The organism is Streptomyces sp. NPDC056128 (genome assembly GCF_042263835.1).
GTDB lineage: Bacteria > Actinomycetota > Actinomycetes > Streptomycetales > Streptomycetaceae > Streptomyces.
Genome location: NZ_JBHJVQ010000036.1, coordinates 40,970 through 55,396, shown reverse-complemented (window position 1 = coordinate 55,396; position 14,427 = coordinate 40,970). Strand labels below are relative to the sequence as shown.

Below are 14,427 nucleotides of genomic sequence, written 5' to 3'. Positions count from 1 at the left end.
GCTGCGGGCGGGGCTCGGGCGGCTCAGGCCATCCAGCGGTCCGGTGGGGCGTCCCGGCGGCCGGTCCGGGACCGTTCCGCCTGGCTGTCCAGCAGCCGGGCCGCCTCGTCGGCGTCCCGCAGCCGCGCGGTCACGGTCTTGTTCGCCCCCGTGTCCACCCGTACGTCCGCCAGGCGCAGCGCCCGCTGCCAGGGCCCCTGGGTCAGGCGGACGCTCTGCACCTTGGCGTGCGGCACCAGCGCCAGGCTGCGGCGCAGCAGTCCGTACCGGGCGGCGAACACCGCGTCGGTGACGGCGAGGCCGTAGCCGCGCCACCACAGCGGCCGGCACCGCGCCGCGCGCCGCGGCGGACGTGACAGGTCCCGCGCCGCCGGGACGGTCACCCCGGGCAGCACCCGCGCGACGACCGACTCGGCGATCTCGCGCGGGGCGACCGGCAGCAGCACGGAGTTCGACGAGCCGGCCACGTCCAGCTCCACCCGCACCCAGCGGCGCCGCCGCCACAGCAGCGGCTCCACGATCCGCACGGTCTGCACCCGGCCCGGCGGCACCGTCTCGTGGGCCCGGTCCAGCAGGCCGTGGTCGATGCGGAGCCCGTCCTGGGACTCGGCCACGGTCCAGTCGTACTCCCCGACGAACCGGCCCGCGCTGCTCGCGCCCGCGGCGCCCACGAGGGGGATGGCGGTCGCCAGCACCGTCCACAGGTTGTGGGTGGCCAGCCACAGCAGCGTCGGTACGACCACGGCGGCGAGCAGCGTGCCCCAGGTCGCGCCGGTCAGCAGCAGCGAGACGGCCAGCACACCGGGCGGCACACGCAGCAGCTGCCGGGCGGGGGCCTCGCCGACCTCGTGCGCGGTCTCGGGCGCGAAGCCCGCCGCGCGGGCGAGCAGCTCGGCCCGCAGCGCCCGGGCGTCACCGGCGCCCAGGAAGGCCAGTTCGTCCTTCTTGCCGGTCCCTATGACGTCGAGTTTGAGCTTGGCGACCCCCGCGACCCGGGCCAGCAGCGGCTGGGTGACGTCGATGGCCTGGATGCGTTCCAGGCGGATGTGCGCGGTACGGCGGAACAGCAGTCCGGTGCGGATGCGCAGCTCCGTGTCGGTCACCGCGTAGTGGGTGAACCACCAGGTCAGGAAGCCGTAGAGGCCGGCGGCCGGGATCAGCACGGCGAGGCCGATGAGCAGGTGGGTCGTGGTCAGCCGGGTCAGCTGGCGCTGCGCCTGGTCGGGGTCGTGGACCGCCCAGCCGACGAGCACGGCGACCGGTGCCCACGCGCGGCGCAGGGGCGTGATGGGGTGCAGCCGGCGCTCGGTCACGCCGTCCGCGCCCGGGGGCGGGCCGTGTTCGGTGGCCTGGGTGCCGCCGCCGGCCCCGGGCGTGGTCACAGCCCCGCCGATCGGGCCTCGCCCAGCTCGGTGAGGCGGTCGCGCAGGCGTTCCGCCTCGGCCGGGTCGAGGCCGGGGATGGTCGCGTCGGTCGCGGCGGCGGCCGTGTGCAGCTGCACGCTGGCCAGGCCGAAGTGCCGCTCGACCGGCCCGGAGGTGACCTCGACCAGCTGCATCCGGCCGTACGGCACCACGGTCTCCTCCCGCCACAGCACGCCCCGGCTGATCAGCAGGTCGTCGGCGCGCTCGGCGTACCGCCAGGACCGCCAGTTGCGCTCCAGCATCACCCAGCCCCAGGCCAGCAGGGCCAGCGGCGGCAGCGCCAGGGCCGCCCACGGGGCACCGAGGAACAGGCCGGGCAGCAGCCCCGCGGCGAGCGTCAGCAGCCCCAGCCACACCACCAGCAACAGCCGCCTCATACGCAGCAGTCCCGGCGGCAGGCCGGTCCACACCGGCTCGTCCCGCACCGCGCCCGTCGCCCCCGCCGTGCCCGCGTCGTCAGGGCTCCCCGTCTCCATGAGGCCAGCGTACGTAGGGGAGACTGTGTTCATGACTCCTACGACGGAGACCATGGTCGGGATCGGCGGCGCCGCGGAGAGCACCGACATGGTGCTCAACATCGGGCCCCAGCATCCGTCCACGCACGGCGTGCTGCGGCTCAGGCTCGTCCTGGACGGCGAGCGCATCACCAGCGCCGAGCCCGTGATCGGCTACATGCACCGCGGCGCGGAGAAGCTCTTCGAGGCCCGGGACTACCGGCAGATCATCGTGCTCGCCAACCGCCACGACTGGCTGTCGGCGTTCTCCAACGAACTGGGCGTCGTCCTCGCCGTGGAGCGGATGCTCGGCATGGAGGTCCCCACGCGCGCGGTGTGGACGCGGACGCTGCTCGCGGAGCTGAACCGGGTCCTCAACCACCTGATGTTCCTGGGGTCGTACCCGCTGGAGCTGGGCGGGATCACCCCGGTCTTCTACGCGTTCCGGGAGCGGGAGGTCCTCCAGAACGTCATGGAGGAGGTCTCCGGCGGGCGCATGCACTACATGTTCAACCGCGTCGGCGGCCTCAAGGAGGACCTTCCGGCGGGCTGGACCGGCCGCGCGCGTGCCGCCGTCGCCGCCGTGCGCCCGCGCATGGACGTCTTCGACGACCTGGTGCTGGGCAACGAGATCTTCCGCGGGCGCACGCGCGGGGTGGGTGCCCTGACGCCCGGGGCCGTGCACGCCTACGGCGTCAGCGGCCCGATCGCGCGCGCCTCCGGTGTCGACTTCGACCTGCGCCGCGACGAGCCGTACCTCGCCTACGGCGAACTCCAGGACACCCTGAAGGTCGTCACCCGCACCGAGGGGGACTGCCTCGCCCGCTTCGAGGTCCTGCTGGAGCAGACGCACAACGCCCTCGACCTCGCCGACGCCTGCCTGGACCGCCTGGCCGAGCTGGCGCCCGGGCCGGTCAACCAGCGGCTGCCCAAGGTGCTGAAGGCGCCCGAGGGCCACACGTACGCCTGGACCGAGAACCCGCTCGGCATCAACGGCTACTACCTCGTCAGCAAGGGCGAGAAGACGCCGTACCGGCTGAAGCTGCGCTCGGCCTCGTTCAACAACATCCAGGCGCTGACCGAGCTGCTGCCCGGCACGCTGGTCGCGGACATGGTGGCGATCCTCGGGTCACTCTTCTTCGTCGTCGGCGACATCGACAAGTAGCGCGGCGGCGTCCACGCCGCCCACCGGCTGGAGCAGCCACCCGAAGTCACCGAGACCGCCCGGCGCGAGCAGTTCGGCCGCCTGCGAGGCGCGCGTCAGGGCGCGCACGTACGCCGCCGGGTCGGTGGAGGCCAGCGCGAGCGGGGGGCGTACGCCCGTGAGGCCGAGGGCGCGCAGGACCTCGCGCTGGGGGCGCGTGAGGGCATCCGGGGGCGTGCGATCCGGAGCGCACCTCGCGGCGTGGGCCGACGCACACGCGTCCAGCGCGACATGCGCGGTGATGTCGCACGACCCGTCCGGCACCGGCCGCGTCTCCCGCCCCGCCCGGAAGCCGGTGAGCGTCCCGAACGGCGGGCGGGAGTCCACGGTGTGCGCGTAGTCGGCGGCCACCGCGAGCCCCGCGTCCAGCGAGGCCACGGCCGACGCCCAAGCGGTGTCCCGGGGCAGCCCGATCTCGGCCCGCAGCCCCTCCTCGCCGGGCAGCGGCCACCACCGCGCCAGCCACGCGGCCTCCGCCCCCGCCACCGGTTCGCCGAGCCGCTCCGTCCCGTCGCCGCGGACCAGCACCCGCCGCGCCACGCCCGCGGCGTCCACCTCCGCCACCTCCACCGGCACGTTGTCCAGCCACTCGTTGGCGAACAGCAGCCCGGTGACGCCGCGCGGCGGCTCGGCGAGCCACTCGATCCGGTGGTCAAGGCCCTCGGGACGCCCGGCGACCTCGACGGCGTACGCGCGCGTGCGGGCCGACACGGCGGCGGGCAGCGCGGCCAGCACGCCGGTGACCAGTTCGCCGCGTCCGGCCGCCATGTCCACGAAGGCCAGCGGGGCGGGCCGGCCCAGGGCCTCGTCGACCCGGCACAGCAGCCGCGCCACCGCCCCGGCGAAGAGCGGCGACGCGTGGACGGACGTTCGGAAGTGCCCGGCCGGGCCCTCCGGACCGGCCCGGTAGAACCCCGCGGGCCCGTACAGGGCCTCCTGTGTGGCATCCCTCCAGCCACGCCACTCGTCCGGTGCCTCTGGAATCTCTTCGGCCCCTGTCGTCCCTCGTGTCACAGGCCCAGGCTAGGGGCACAGAAGAGCGGGGCCTCCACCTTGCGGAGTATGCGCGGCGGATACGGATCGACCCTCCGGTTGACCCCTGCACCTATTCCGCTTCCCTACGCTGGGTTACGTGCAGCGCCTCTACGATTTCCTCCGCCGACACCCGACAGGGGTCGACAGTTTCTGGGCCCTCGTCGTCCTCGGGGTCTCCCTGGTGTCCGTGTCGGGCCCGGGGACGTCGGACGAGGGCACGCACCTCATGGCGCTGATCGTCCCCTTCGCCGTGCTGCTGAGCGTCGTGATCGCGCTGCGCCAGCGGATGCCGGAGAAGATGCTGCTGCTCGCCGTCGCACTCGGCGTGGGGCAGCTGGCGCTGGACGTCTCCACGATGCCGTCCGACTTCGCCTTCCTCGTGATCGTCTACACGGTCGCCGCGACCGGCGCCCGCTGGGCCTCCCGCACCGCTCTCGCCGTGGGGCTGTGCGCCGCGCCCTTCGCCCAGCTGCGCTGGGCCGACGACGAGCTGGGGATAGGGAGCAACATCGCCATAACGGTCTTCCAGGCGGTGCCCTTCGCGCTCGCCTGGGTGCTCGGCGACTCCATCCGCACCCGCCGCGCCTACTTCGCGCAGCTGGAGGAGCGGGCCGCCCGGCTGGAGAAGGAGCGCGAGGCGCAGGCCAAGGTCGCCGTCGCCGCCGAACGCGCCAGGATCGCCCGCGAGCTGCACGATGTCGTCGCGCACAACGTCTCCGTCATGGTCGTCCAGGCCGACGGCGCCGCCTACGTCCTCGACGCGGCCCCCGACCAGGCGAAGAAGGCCCTGGAGACCATCTCCTCCACCGGCCGCCAGGCGCTCGCCGAGATGCGCCGCCTGCTCGGCGTGCTGCGCACCGGCGAGCACCAGGAGGCCGGAGAGTACGTCCCGCAGCCCGACGTCCAGCAGATCGAGGACCTCGTCGAGCACTGCCGTACCTCCGGGCTGCCCGTCGACTTCAAGGTCGAGGGCACCCCGCGGCAGCTGCCCAGCGGCGTCGAGCTGACCGCGTACCGCATCGTGCAGGAGGCGCTGACCAACACGCGCAAGCACGGCGGGCCCAACGCGGGCGCGAGCGTGCGCCTGGTCTACTTCGACGACGGACTCGGGCTGCTCATCGAGGACGACGGCAAGGGCGCCCCGCACGAGCTGTACGAGGAGGGCGGCTTCGACGGCCAGGGCCACGGCCTGATCGGCATGCGTGAGCGGATCGGCATGGTCGGCGGGACCCTGGACGCGGGACCGCGTCCGGGCGGAGGATTCCGCATCAGTGCGCTGCTGCCGCTGAAACCCGCACCCTGACAACCGCCCCCGCACCCCCGTACCGCGTTGACACCTGTAAGGAAGAGGCCCCGATGGCTATCCGCGTAATGCTCGTCGACGACCAGGTGCTGCTGCGCACCGGGTTCCGGATGGTGCTGGCGGCCCAGCCGGACATGGAGGTCGTCGCGGAGGCGGGAGACGGCGTCGAGGCCCTCCAGGTGCTGCGCTCGACCGCCGTGGACGTCGTCCTCATGGACGTCCGGATGCCCAAGCTCGACGGTGTGGAGACCACCGCCCGGATCTGCGTGGACCCCGACGCGCCGAAGGTGCTGATCCTGACCACCTTCGACCTCGACGAGTACGCCTTCTCGGCGCTGAAGGCGGGCGCCTCCGGCTTCATGCTCAAGGACGTGCCGCCCGGCGAACTGCTCGCCGCCATCCGCTCCGTGCACAGCGGTGACGCGGTCGTCGCCCCCTCCACCACCCGCCGGCTCCTCGACCGGTTCGCTCCGATGCTGCCGGCCACCGGCCAGGAGCCCCGCCACAAGGAGCTCCAGCGGCTCACCGACCGGGAGCGCGAGGTCATGGTGCTGGTCGCGCAGGGCATGTCCAACGGGGAGATCGCGGCGCGGCTCGTGCTGTCGGAGGCGACCGTGAAGACGCACGTGGGCCGCATCCTGACCAAGCTGAACCTGCGGGACCGGGTGCAGGTGGTGGTGCTGGCCTACGAGACCGGGCTGGTGCGGGCGGGCGGGGGACAGGGCTGACGGGGCTCCGCGGGTGCGCCAGCGTCGGTAGGGTCTGCGCATGCTCCTGTGGATCAACGGCCCTTTCGGGGGCGGCAAGACACAGACCGCGCACGAGATACATCGGCGGCTGCCGGGCAGCGTCGTCTGCGACCCCGAGCACGTGGGCTTCGGGCTGCGCCGCATGCTGCCGCCCGAACTGCGGGGAGACTTCCAGGACTTGGCCTCCTGGCGGCAGGGCGTGGTCGAGGTCCTCGACCTGGCCCTCACCAAGCACGACGGGGTGGTGATCGCGCCGATGACGGTCACCGACTCCGGGTACTTCGCCGAGACCGTCGGCCGCCTCGGCGAACTGGGCCACGACGTCCGCCACTTCACCCTCGTCGCCGAACGCGAGACCGTGCTGCGGCGGCTGCGCGAGCGCGGGCTGGGCCACCTCCTCGGGTACGCCCGTGGGAAGCGTCCCGGGCCGCGTCGCGACACCTGGGCCGAGGGACGGCTCGACCACTGCCTGGAGCGGCTGGCCGAGCCGGAGTTCGCCGAGCACCTGTGGACGGACCACACGACCGTCCCGAAGACCGCCGACCGGATCGCCGTACTGGCGGGACTCACCCTGAGGCCCAACAACGAGGGCGCGCTGCGCACCCGGATCAGGCAGGCGGGCGTCGGGATCCGGCACATCCGGACCGACTGACCGTTCACGGCCCGGTAAGGGGCTACCGGAGTATCCCCTCCAGAAAGTCGCTGCCCAGCCGGGCGACCACCGTCACGTCCAGTTGGTGCAGGACGTACCGGCCGCGGCGGCGGGTGGTGATCAGCCCCGCCTTCTTCAGCACGCCCAGGTGCCGGGATATCTCGGGGGCCGTCATGCCGTGCACCTGCGCCAGCTCGCCCGTCGTGTACTCGCTGCGGGCCAGATACCGGCAGATCCGCATCCGCACCGGGTGCGACAGCGCGGTCATCCGCAGCGTGAGCTGCTCGACCGACGCCGGCGAGGCCATCTCCGGGGAGCCGACCGGGTAGTGCAGGACCGGCTGCCAGCCGTGCCGGTGCAGGACCATCAGATGCGGCCAGCCCAGGCTGGTCGGGACGAGCAGCAGGCCGCCGTCCGCCGTCGCGGAGCGGCCGTCGCCCAGCTTGTCGACCGTGATCCGCGCGGCGCCCTCGTCCAGCGTCACCGCCGGGGAGACGGCGGCCAGCGCCTCGGCGAGGCCCTTGTGGCGCAGCAGGTCCGTCTTGAGCCGGGCGTCCGCCGCGAGCTGGTGGTGCAGCCGGGACCAGGCCTCCGCGAAGAACGCCTCGTCGCAGTCGTGCGCGAACTGCCGCAGCCAGCCCCGGATCCGCGGCGGGTCGGCCAGCAGCCGCTCGCTGAACCGCAGCTGCTGCGGGCCCCGCGCGGCGGCCAGGTCCAGGGCGCGCCGGCGCACCTCGGCGTCGGCGAGCGCGGAGACCCCGCCGGTGCTGTACGGCAGCGCGCAGGTGAACTCCAGGGCCGCGTCCACGAACTGCTCGTCGGACAGCTTGTCCAGCAGGTCGAGGTCCTCGGCGAGGGTGGCGCCGGGCAGCGTGCTGCGGCCCGGCACCCCGGCGAACGGCATGAACAGGTCCGAGAAGGTGGTCCGCCACAGGAAGTCCGCCTCGCACATCCGGTCGGCCAGATGCGAGTCGAGCCGGGCGGTCACGCCCGTCGCCCAGCCCTGCAGACCGGGGTGGTGCCCCGGCTCGGACAGCGCGTGCAGCGCCATGCCCAGCTCGGCCAGGGGTGAGGGCACGACGGCGACCCTCTCCGGCCGCAGCCCCGCGATGTCGATGCGCACGCTCATGTCCCCATGGTGCACGCCGCCACTGACAACGCCGCCGCCGATTGACCGCAGCCGTCAATCGGCGCGACGGCGGGGCGGGACCGGAGCAGGCTGGGGTCACCGGGGCAGCCGCGGAGCCCCCTCCCACCGCTACGTCTCCGACCCGTCTCCTGGAGAAGGCGATCCGCCATGAGCATCACGCAGCAGTACCTCCTCGACACCTACCGCGCCCGGCAACTCGGCGAGCCCGCCCCGCCCGCGCCCGGCACCCACGACCGGCAGGTCGTGCGCGAGTGGCACGAACGCCGCCGGTTCCGGGCCGTACTCGCCGGCCGCCCCGCCCACGGCCGCCTGCGGCGCGCGCTGCGCGGGTGGTGGTCCCGGCGGCCGCGCGCCCTGGGCTGACCCGGACCGCCGCTCAGTCCTTCAGCCCGGCCACGAAGCCCGCGACCGCCGCCCGCACGTCGTCGGGCGTCCACTCCAGGCCGGCCGCCCCCACGCCGACCTCCGCGACGGAGATCCCCGGCCCGGCGGCGTCCCAGGGCCCGGCGAACAGCAGGACGCCGGTCTCCTCGCCCTGCCGGAGCGCGGCCTCGCCCAGGACTTCGGCGTCGTACGGCAGCCAGACCCGGAACTCGTGGGTGTGCGGCACCTCGGGCTGCACGCGCGCCCACGGGACGCCGGCCGCCGCGAACCCCTCGCGCAGCGCGGCGGCCACCACGCGCGCGTGCACGACCTGTTCGGGCAGTCGCGGCAGCGTCCGCTCCAGTCCCGCCAGCGCCGACAGGGCGGTGGGGAACTGCTGGAACAGGGCGCCGCCGTAGCGGTGCCGCCAGGCCCGCGCCTCCTCCACCAGCGTGCGCGGACCGGCGAGCGCGGCGCCGCCGAAGCCGCCGAGCGACTTGTAGAACGACACGTAGACGCTGTCCGCGAGGCCCGCGATCTCCGCCAGGGGCCGGCCGAAGTGCACGGTGGTCTCCCACAGCCGGGCGCCGTCGAAGTGGACCACCGCGTCCCGCTCCCGCGCCGCCGCGACGACCTCGGTCAGCTCCTCCCAGGTGGGCAGCACGTAACCGGCGTCCCTCAGGGGCAGCTCCAGCATCAGCGCCCCGAAGGGCTCCTCGAAGTCACGCACCTCCGCCGCGGTCGGTAGCCGGGGCTCATTGGTCACCCGTACCGGTCGCAGCCCGCTGACCCGGCTGAACGCGTTCCGCTCGTGCACCTCGGGATGGCTGAGTCCGTGCAGGGCGACCGTCGGGTCGCCGGTGCGGCCGGCCCAGCAGCGCAGGGCCACCTGCTGGGCCATCGTGCCCGTCGGGAAGAAGGCGGCGGCCTCCAGGCCGAGCAGCAGGGCGGTCCGCTCCTCCAGGGCCTCGACGACGCCGTTGCCGTACATGTCCACCGGCTCGTCCAGGTCGTAGAGGTCCTGGACGTCGTCGAGCAGCGCCAGCCGTTCGCGCACGGTCCACAGGTAGCCGGGGCGGTCCAGCACCCGGCGGGCGGCCCGCTGGACGGCGAGCCGCCGCTCCCGCGTCCGCCGGTCCCGCTCCACCGGGGGCGCCTCCTGCCCGGCCGGTCCGCCACTTTCCTCCACGGTGTCAGTCATGCCGGGATCATGCCGGGCGCGGGATGGAAACCCACAGCCTGTGGACAACCGAACGCCCCCCGAACCAATCGCGTTAACATGACGAGAAATCGTCCGGTACCCCGAGCGGACTGGAACGGGAAGGCCGTCCTCGCGTGAACACAACCCCACAGCCAGACCCCAAGGACCGCCCCGCGCGGCTCACCGTAGGCGTTGTCGGCGCCGGACGCGTGGGCCCCGCGCTGGCCGCGTCCCTCCAGCTCGCCGGACACCGCCCGGTGGCCGTCTCCGGGGTCTCCGACGCCTCCAGGCGGCGCGCCGCCGCGCTCCTGCCCGACGTGCCCCTCATGGCGCCCGCCGAGGTCCTGCGGCGCGCCGAACTGGTCCTGCTGACCGTCCCCGACGACGCCCTGCCCGGCCTGGTGACCGGCCTCGCCGAGACCGGTGCCGTGCGGCCGGGCCAGCTGCTCGTGCACACCTCCGGACGGTACGGCGCGAGGGTCCTGGACCCCGCGCTGCGGGCCGGCGCCCTGCCGCTCGCCCTGCACCCGGCGATGACCTTCACCGGCACTCCCGTGGACGTCCAGCGGCTGGCGGGCTGCTCCTTCGGCGTCACCGCTCCCGAGGAGCTGCGGCTGGCCGCCGAGGCCCTGGTCATCGAGATGGGCGGCGAGCCGGAGTGGATCGCCGAGGACCGGCGCCCGCTCTACCACGCGGCGCTCGCCCTGGGCGCCAACCACCTGGTCACCCTGGTCGCCCAGTCCATGGAGCTGCTGCGCACGGCCGGCGTGGCGGCCCCCGACCGGATGCTCGGCCCGCTGCTGGGCGCCTCCCTCGACAACGCCCTGCGCTCCGGTGACGCGGCCCTCACCGGCCCCGTCGCGCGCGGGGACGCGGGCACGGTCGCCGCGCACATCGTGGAGCTGCGCGAGCACGCGCCGCAGGCCGTGGCCGGCTACCTGGCGATGGCCCGCGCGACGGCCGACCGCGCGCTGGCCCACGGGCTGTTGAAGGCCGAACTGGCCGAGGACCTGCTCGGGGTACTCGCCGAAGGAAGGCCGGGCCCCGACGGCCCCGACGGCCCCGCGGGACCCACCGGCCCCGACCGCTCCGAGGGACCCAGCGGCCCCGACGGCCCCGAGGGAGAAGCCCGATGACCACCACCCCGCCCGTCCTGCTGCGCACCGCCGGCGAGCTCCACGCGCGTGTGCGGCGCGGCCGCCGGGCCGTCGTGATGACCATGGGCGCCCTGCACGAGGGCCACGCCACCCTGATCCGCACGGCGCGCGACCTGGCCGGCCCGGACGGCGAGGTCGTGGCCACCGTCTTCGTCAACCCGCTCCAGTTCGGCGCCGGCGAGGACCTGGACCGCTACCCGCGCACCCTGGACGCCGACCTGGAGATCGCCGCGCGGGCGGGCGCCGACGCCGTCTTCGCCCCCTCGGCCGACGAGGTCTACCCCGGCGGCGAACCCCAGGTGCGCGTCACCGCGGGCCCGATGGGCGAACGTCTGGAGGGCGCCTCCCGCCCCGGCCACTTCGACGGCATGCTCACCGTCGTCGCCAAGCTGCTCCACCTCACCCGCCCGGACCTGGCCCTCTACGGCCAGAAGGACGCCCAGCAGCTCGCGCTGATCCGCCGCATGGTCCGCGACCTCAACTTCGGCGTGGAGATCATCGGCGTCCCCACGGTGCGCGAGGAGGACGGCCTGGCCCTGTCCAGCCGCAACCGCTACCTCTCCGCCCCGGAGCGCCGCACGGCCCTCGCGCTCTCCCAGGCGCTCTTCGCGGGACTGGACCGGCACGCCGCCCAGGAGGCGCTGTGCGCGCGTGCCCGCGAGGTCCCGGCCACCCAGGCCCGCGCCGAGGCCCTCAGCGCCCTGGGCGAGTCCCGCGCGGCGGCCGACGCCCACGCCGTCGCCACGTCCGCCCCGCGCAGCGCCACGGCCGTCCGGGCCGCCGCCCGCCTGATCCTGGACGACGCCGCCCGCGCCACCCCGCCGCTGGAGCTGGACTACCTCGCCCTCGTCGACCCGGCCGACTTCGCCGAGATCGGCGACGACCACACCGGCGAGGCCGTCCTCGCCGTCGCCGCCCGGGTCGGCGCGACCCGGCTGATCGACAACGTCCCCCTCACCTTCGGAGCCGCCTCGTGACCAGCACAGGCATACGTCTGCACGCCCCCGCGCCCGGCTGGGCCCTCGACGCGGACGTGGTGGTCGTCGGCTCCGGCGTGGCGGGCCTCACCGCGGCCCTGCGCTGCGAGGCGGCGGGACTGCGCACGGTGGTGGTCACCAAGGCCCGCCTCGACGACGGCTCCACCCGCTGGGCCCAGGGCGGGATCGCCGCGGCCCTCGGCGAGGGCGACACCCCCGAGCAGCACCTGGACGACACCCTGGTCGCCGGGGCGGGCCTGTGCGACGCGGAGGCGGTCCGCATCCTGGTCACCGAGGGCCCCGACGCGGTACGCCGCCTCATCGAGACCGGCGCGCACTTCGACGAGTCCACCGAGGGCGGCCTGGCGCTCACCCGCGAGGGCGGCCACCACCGCCGCCGCATCGCGCACGCCGGCGGCGACGCCACCGGCGCGGAGATCTCCCGCGCGCTGGTCGAGGCGGTACGCGCGCGTGGACTGCGCACCGTCGAGAACGCCCTGGTGCTCGACCTCCTCACGGACGCCGAGGGCCGCACCGCGGGCGTGACCCTGCACGTGATGGGCGAGGGCCAGCACGACGGCGTGGGGGCCGTGCACGCCCCCGCGGTGGTCCTGGCGACCGGCGGCATGGGCCAGGTCTTCTCGGCGACGACCAACCCGTCCGTCTCGACCGGCGACGGCGTCGCGCTCGCCCTCCGCGCGGGCGCCGAGGTGAGCGACCTCGAATTCGTGCAGTTCCACCCCACGGTCCTCTTCCTCGGCCCGGACGCGGAGGGCCAGCAGCCCCTGGTCTCGGAGGCGGTACGCGGCGAGGGCGCCCACCTGGTGGACGCGGACGGTGTGCGCTTCATGGAGGGGCAGCACGAACTCGCGGAACTCGCCCCCCGGGACATCGTCGCCAAGGGCATCCTGCGCCGCATGCTGGAGCGCGACGCCGAGCACATGTACCTGGACGCGCGCCACTTCGGCAGGGCGATGTGGGAGCAGCGCTTCCCCACGATCCTCGCCGCCTGCCGGTCGCACGGCATCGACCCGGTCACCGAGCCGATCCCGGTCGCCCCGGCCGCCCACTACGCCTCCGGCGGCGTCCGCACCGACGCCGCGGGCCGCACCACGGTCCCCGGCCTCTACGCGTGCGGCGAGGTCGCCTGCACCGGCGTGCACGGCGCCAACCGCCTCGCCTCCAACTCCCTCCTCGAAGGGCTGGTCTACGCCGAACGCATCGCGGCCGACATCGCGGCGAGCCACGCGGACGACGTCCTCCACGCGCGCGTGCCCGCCCCGCTCCCGCACCCCGCCCACCCGGCGCACCCCCTGCTCCCTCCGGAGTCCCGCCTCGCCATCCAGCGGATCATGACCGAGGGCGCGGGCGTCCTGCGCTCGGCGGACTCCCTCGACCAGGCCGCCGACCGGCTGCACCACCTCCACACCGAGGCCCGCGAGGCCCTGCGGGACCACGGCAAGACGTCCGAGCCCGGCGTCGACACCTGGGAGGCCACCAACCTCATGTGCGTGGCCCGCGTCCTGGTGGCCGCCGCGGCCCGGCGCGAGGAGACGCGTGGCTGCCACTGGCGCGAGGACCACGCGGACCGGGACGACACCGCCTGGGCCCGCCACATCGTCGTACGCCTGAACCCGGACCGCACCCTCGCCGTGCACACCACGGACACGCCAGAATTCCCTCCGACCGTCCACGGCCGCCGGCCGACGCAGCGTCCCCAGGAGCAGTGAGAGCAGTGAACACCCCCGACCTTCCCCTTGCCTCCTCCGGAGGCTGCGGCGACGGCTGCGCCTGCGGCGCGGAAACCGACGAAGACGCGTACCTGGAGTGCGGCCTCGACCCCGCTCTCGCGGCGCTCCTGCTGGACTCCGGGCTCGACCCGGTGGAGGTCGAGGACATCGCGAACCTCGCCGTCCAGGAGGACCTGGCGGGCGGCGTGGACGTGACGACGGTCGCGACCATCCCCGAGGAGGCCGTGGCCACCGGCGACCTCACCGCGCGGGAGGCGGGCACGGTGGCGGGCCTCAGGGTCGCCGAGGCGGTCCTCTCCGTGGTCTGCACGGACGAGTTCGAGGTGGAACGCCACGTCGAGGACGGCGACCGCGTGGAGCCCGGCCAGAAGCTCCTGTCCGTCACCACCCGCACCCGCGACATCCTCACCGCCGAACGCAGCGCGCTGAACCTCCTGTGCCGCATGTCGGGCATCGCGACGGCCACGCGCGCGTGGGCGGACGCTCTGGACGGCACGAAGGCCAGGGTCCGCGACACCCGCAAGACGACGCCCGGCCTGCGCGGCCTCGAGAAGTTCGCCGTCCGCTGCGGCGGCGGCGTCAACCACCGCATGTCCCTGTCGGACGCGGCCCTGGTCAAGGACAACCACGTGGTGGCCGCGGGCGGCGTCGCGCGGGCCTTCCAGGCCGTCCGCGAACGCTTCCCCGAGGTCCCCATCGAGGTCGAGGTCGACACCCTGCACCAGCTCCGCGAGGTGCTGGACGCGGGCGCCGACCTGATCCTGCTGGACAACTTCACCCCGTCCGAGTGCGAGGAGGCGGTCGCCCTGGTGGCCGGCCGAGCGGCCCTGGAGGCTTCGGGCCGCCTGACCCTCACCAACGCCAAGGCGTACGCCGACACGGGCGTCGACTACCTGGCCGTGGGCGCCCTCACCCACAGCTCCCCGATCCTGGACATCGGCCTGGACCTGCGAGCGGCGGAGTAGGG

14 protein-coding genes are annotated in these 14,427 nt (G+C 74.6%); 9 read left to right on the top strand and 5 right to left on the bottom strand.

What is annotated here, in order from left to right; all coding sequences use genetic code 11:
• Nucleotides 1-23: 23 nt before the first annotated feature.
• Nucleotides 24-1,382 (bottom strand): PH domain-containing protein, encoded by a 1,359-nt coding sequence (locus tag ACFC1X_RS36280; RefSeq protein WP_376362595.1) that lies wholly within the window; start codon nucleotides 1,380-1,382, stop codon nucleotides 24-26.
• Nucleotides 1,379-1,900 carry a PH domain-containing protein gene (locus ACFC1X_RS36275; protein ID WP_376362592.1) on the bottom strand — a complete coding sequence of 174 codons (522 nt, stop codon included), beginning with the start codon at nucleotides 1,898-1,900 and terminating at the stop codon, nucleotides 1,379-1,381. Before ACFC1X_RS36275 ends, ACFC1X_RS36280 begins: the two co-directional genes overlap by 4 nt.
• 31 nt (nucleotides 1,901-1,931) lie before the next feature.
• Here ACFC1X_RS36275 and ACFC1X_RS36270 point away from each other — a divergent pair, with 31 nt between their 5' ends.
• Nucleotides 1,932-3,083 (top strand): NADH-quinone oxidoreductase subunit D, encoded by a 1,152-nt coding sequence (locus ACFC1X_RS36270; protein WP_376362589.1) that lies wholly within the window; start codon nucleotides 1,932-1,934, stop codon nucleotides 3,081-3,083.
• Here the strand turns inward: ACFC1X_RS36270 and ACFC1X_RS36265 are convergent.
• Nucleotides 3,048-4,136, bottom strand: coding sequence for an SAM-dependent methyltransferase (locus ACFC1X_RS36265; protein WP_376362586.1), 1,089 nt, complete (start codon nucleotides 4,134-4,136; stop codon nucleotides 3,048-3,050). The two genes, ACFC1X_RS36270 and ACFC1X_RS36265, sit on opposite strands and share 36 nt — an antisense overlap.
• Nucleotides 4,137-4,254: 118 nt before the next feature.
• Here ACFC1X_RS36265 and ACFC1X_RS36260 point away from each other — a divergent pair, with 118 nt between their 5' ends.
• From ACFC1X_RS36260 to ACFC1X_RS36250, 3 genes are read left to right on the top strand one after another with little or no spacing between them, the layout of a single operon-like run.
• A complete protein-coding gene (locus ACFC1X_RS36260) occupies nucleotides 4,255-5,460 on the top strand; it encodes a sensor histidine kinase (protein WP_376362582.1) in 1,206 nt (401 codons plus the stop codon).
• 53 nt (nucleotides 5,461-5,513) lie between these two features.
• Nucleotides 5,514-6,188, top strand: coding sequence for a response regulator (locus tag ACFC1X_RS36255; RefSeq protein WP_376362579.1), 675 nt, complete (start codon nucleotides 5,514-5,516; stop codon nucleotides 6,186-6,188).
• A gap of 40 nt (nucleotides 6,189-6,228) precedes the next feature.
• A complete protein-coding gene (locus tag ACFC1X_RS36250; protein ID WP_376362576.1) occupies nucleotides 6,229-6,861 on the top strand; it encodes an AAA family ATPase in 633 nt (210 codons plus the stop codon).
• Between the two features lie 22 nt (nucleotides 6,862-6,883).
• Here ACFC1X_RS36250 and ACFC1X_RS36245 read toward each other — a convergent pair whose 3' ends face one another.
• Entirely contained in the window at nucleotides 6,884-7,990 is a 1,107-nt protein-coding gene (locus ACFC1X_RS36245) for a DUF5937 family protein (RefSeq protein ID WP_376362573.1), read from the bottom strand.
• Between the two features lie 168 nt (nucleotides 7,991-8,158).
• On the opposite strand from ACFC1X_RS36245, the gene ACFC1X_RS36240 reads away from it, so the two are divergent.
• Nucleotides 8,159-8,374 carry a hypothetical protein gene (locus ACFC1X_RS36240; RefSeq protein ID WP_376362570.1) on the top strand — a complete coding sequence of 72 codons (216 nt, stop codon included), beginning with the start codon at nucleotides 8,159-8,161 and terminating at the stop codon, nucleotides 8,372-8,374.
• 13 nt (nucleotides 8,375-8,387) lie between these two features.
• Here ACFC1X_RS36240 and ACFC1X_RS36235 read toward each other — a convergent pair whose 3' ends face one another.
• Complete coding sequence (locus tag ACFC1X_RS36235; protein WP_376362567.1) at nucleotides 8,388-9,575, bottom strand: threonine aldolase family protein; 1,188 nt, start codon at nucleotides 9,573-9,575, stop codon at nucleotides 8,388-8,390.
• Between the two features lie 134 nt (nucleotides 9,576-9,709).
• Here ACFC1X_RS36235 and ACFC1X_RS36230 point away from each other — a divergent pair, with 134 nt between their 5' ends.
• From ACFC1X_RS36230 to nadC, 4 genes are read left to right on the top strand one after another with little or no spacing between them, the layout of a single operon-like run.
• Nucleotides 9,710-10,711: a DUF2520 domain-containing protein gene (locus tag ACFC1X_RS36230; protein ID WP_376362564.1), complete on the top strand. Its 1,002-nt coding sequence runs from the start codon at nucleotides 9,710-9,712 to the stop codon at nucleotides 10,709-10,711.
• The gene (gene panC / locus ACFC1X_RS36225) at nucleotides 10,708-11,709 is read left to right on the top strand and encodes a pantoate--beta-alanine ligase (RefSeq protein WP_376362561.1); all 1,002 of its coding nucleotides are present in this window, start codon (nucleotides 10,708-10,710) and stop codon (nucleotides 11,707-11,709) included. The genes ACFC1X_RS36230 and panC overlap by 4 nt, the downstream gene beginning before the upstream one ends.
• Nucleotides 11,706-13,439 (top strand): L-aspartate oxidase, encoded by a 1,734-nt coding sequence (locus tag ACFC1X_RS36220; RefSeq protein ID WP_376362558.1) that lies wholly within the window; start codon nucleotides 11,706-11,708, stop codon nucleotides 13,437-13,439. Before panC ends, ACFC1X_RS36220 begins: the two co-directional genes overlap by 4 nt.
• Nucleotides 13,440-13,444: 5 nt before the next feature.
• A complete protein-coding gene (gene nadC / locus ACFC1X_RS36215; RefSeq protein ID WP_376362555.1) occupies nucleotides 13,445-14,425 on the top strand; it encodes a carboxylating nicotinate-nucleotide diphosphorylase in 981 nt (326 codons plus the stop codon).
• Nucleotides 14,426-14,427: the final 2 nt, after the last annotated feature.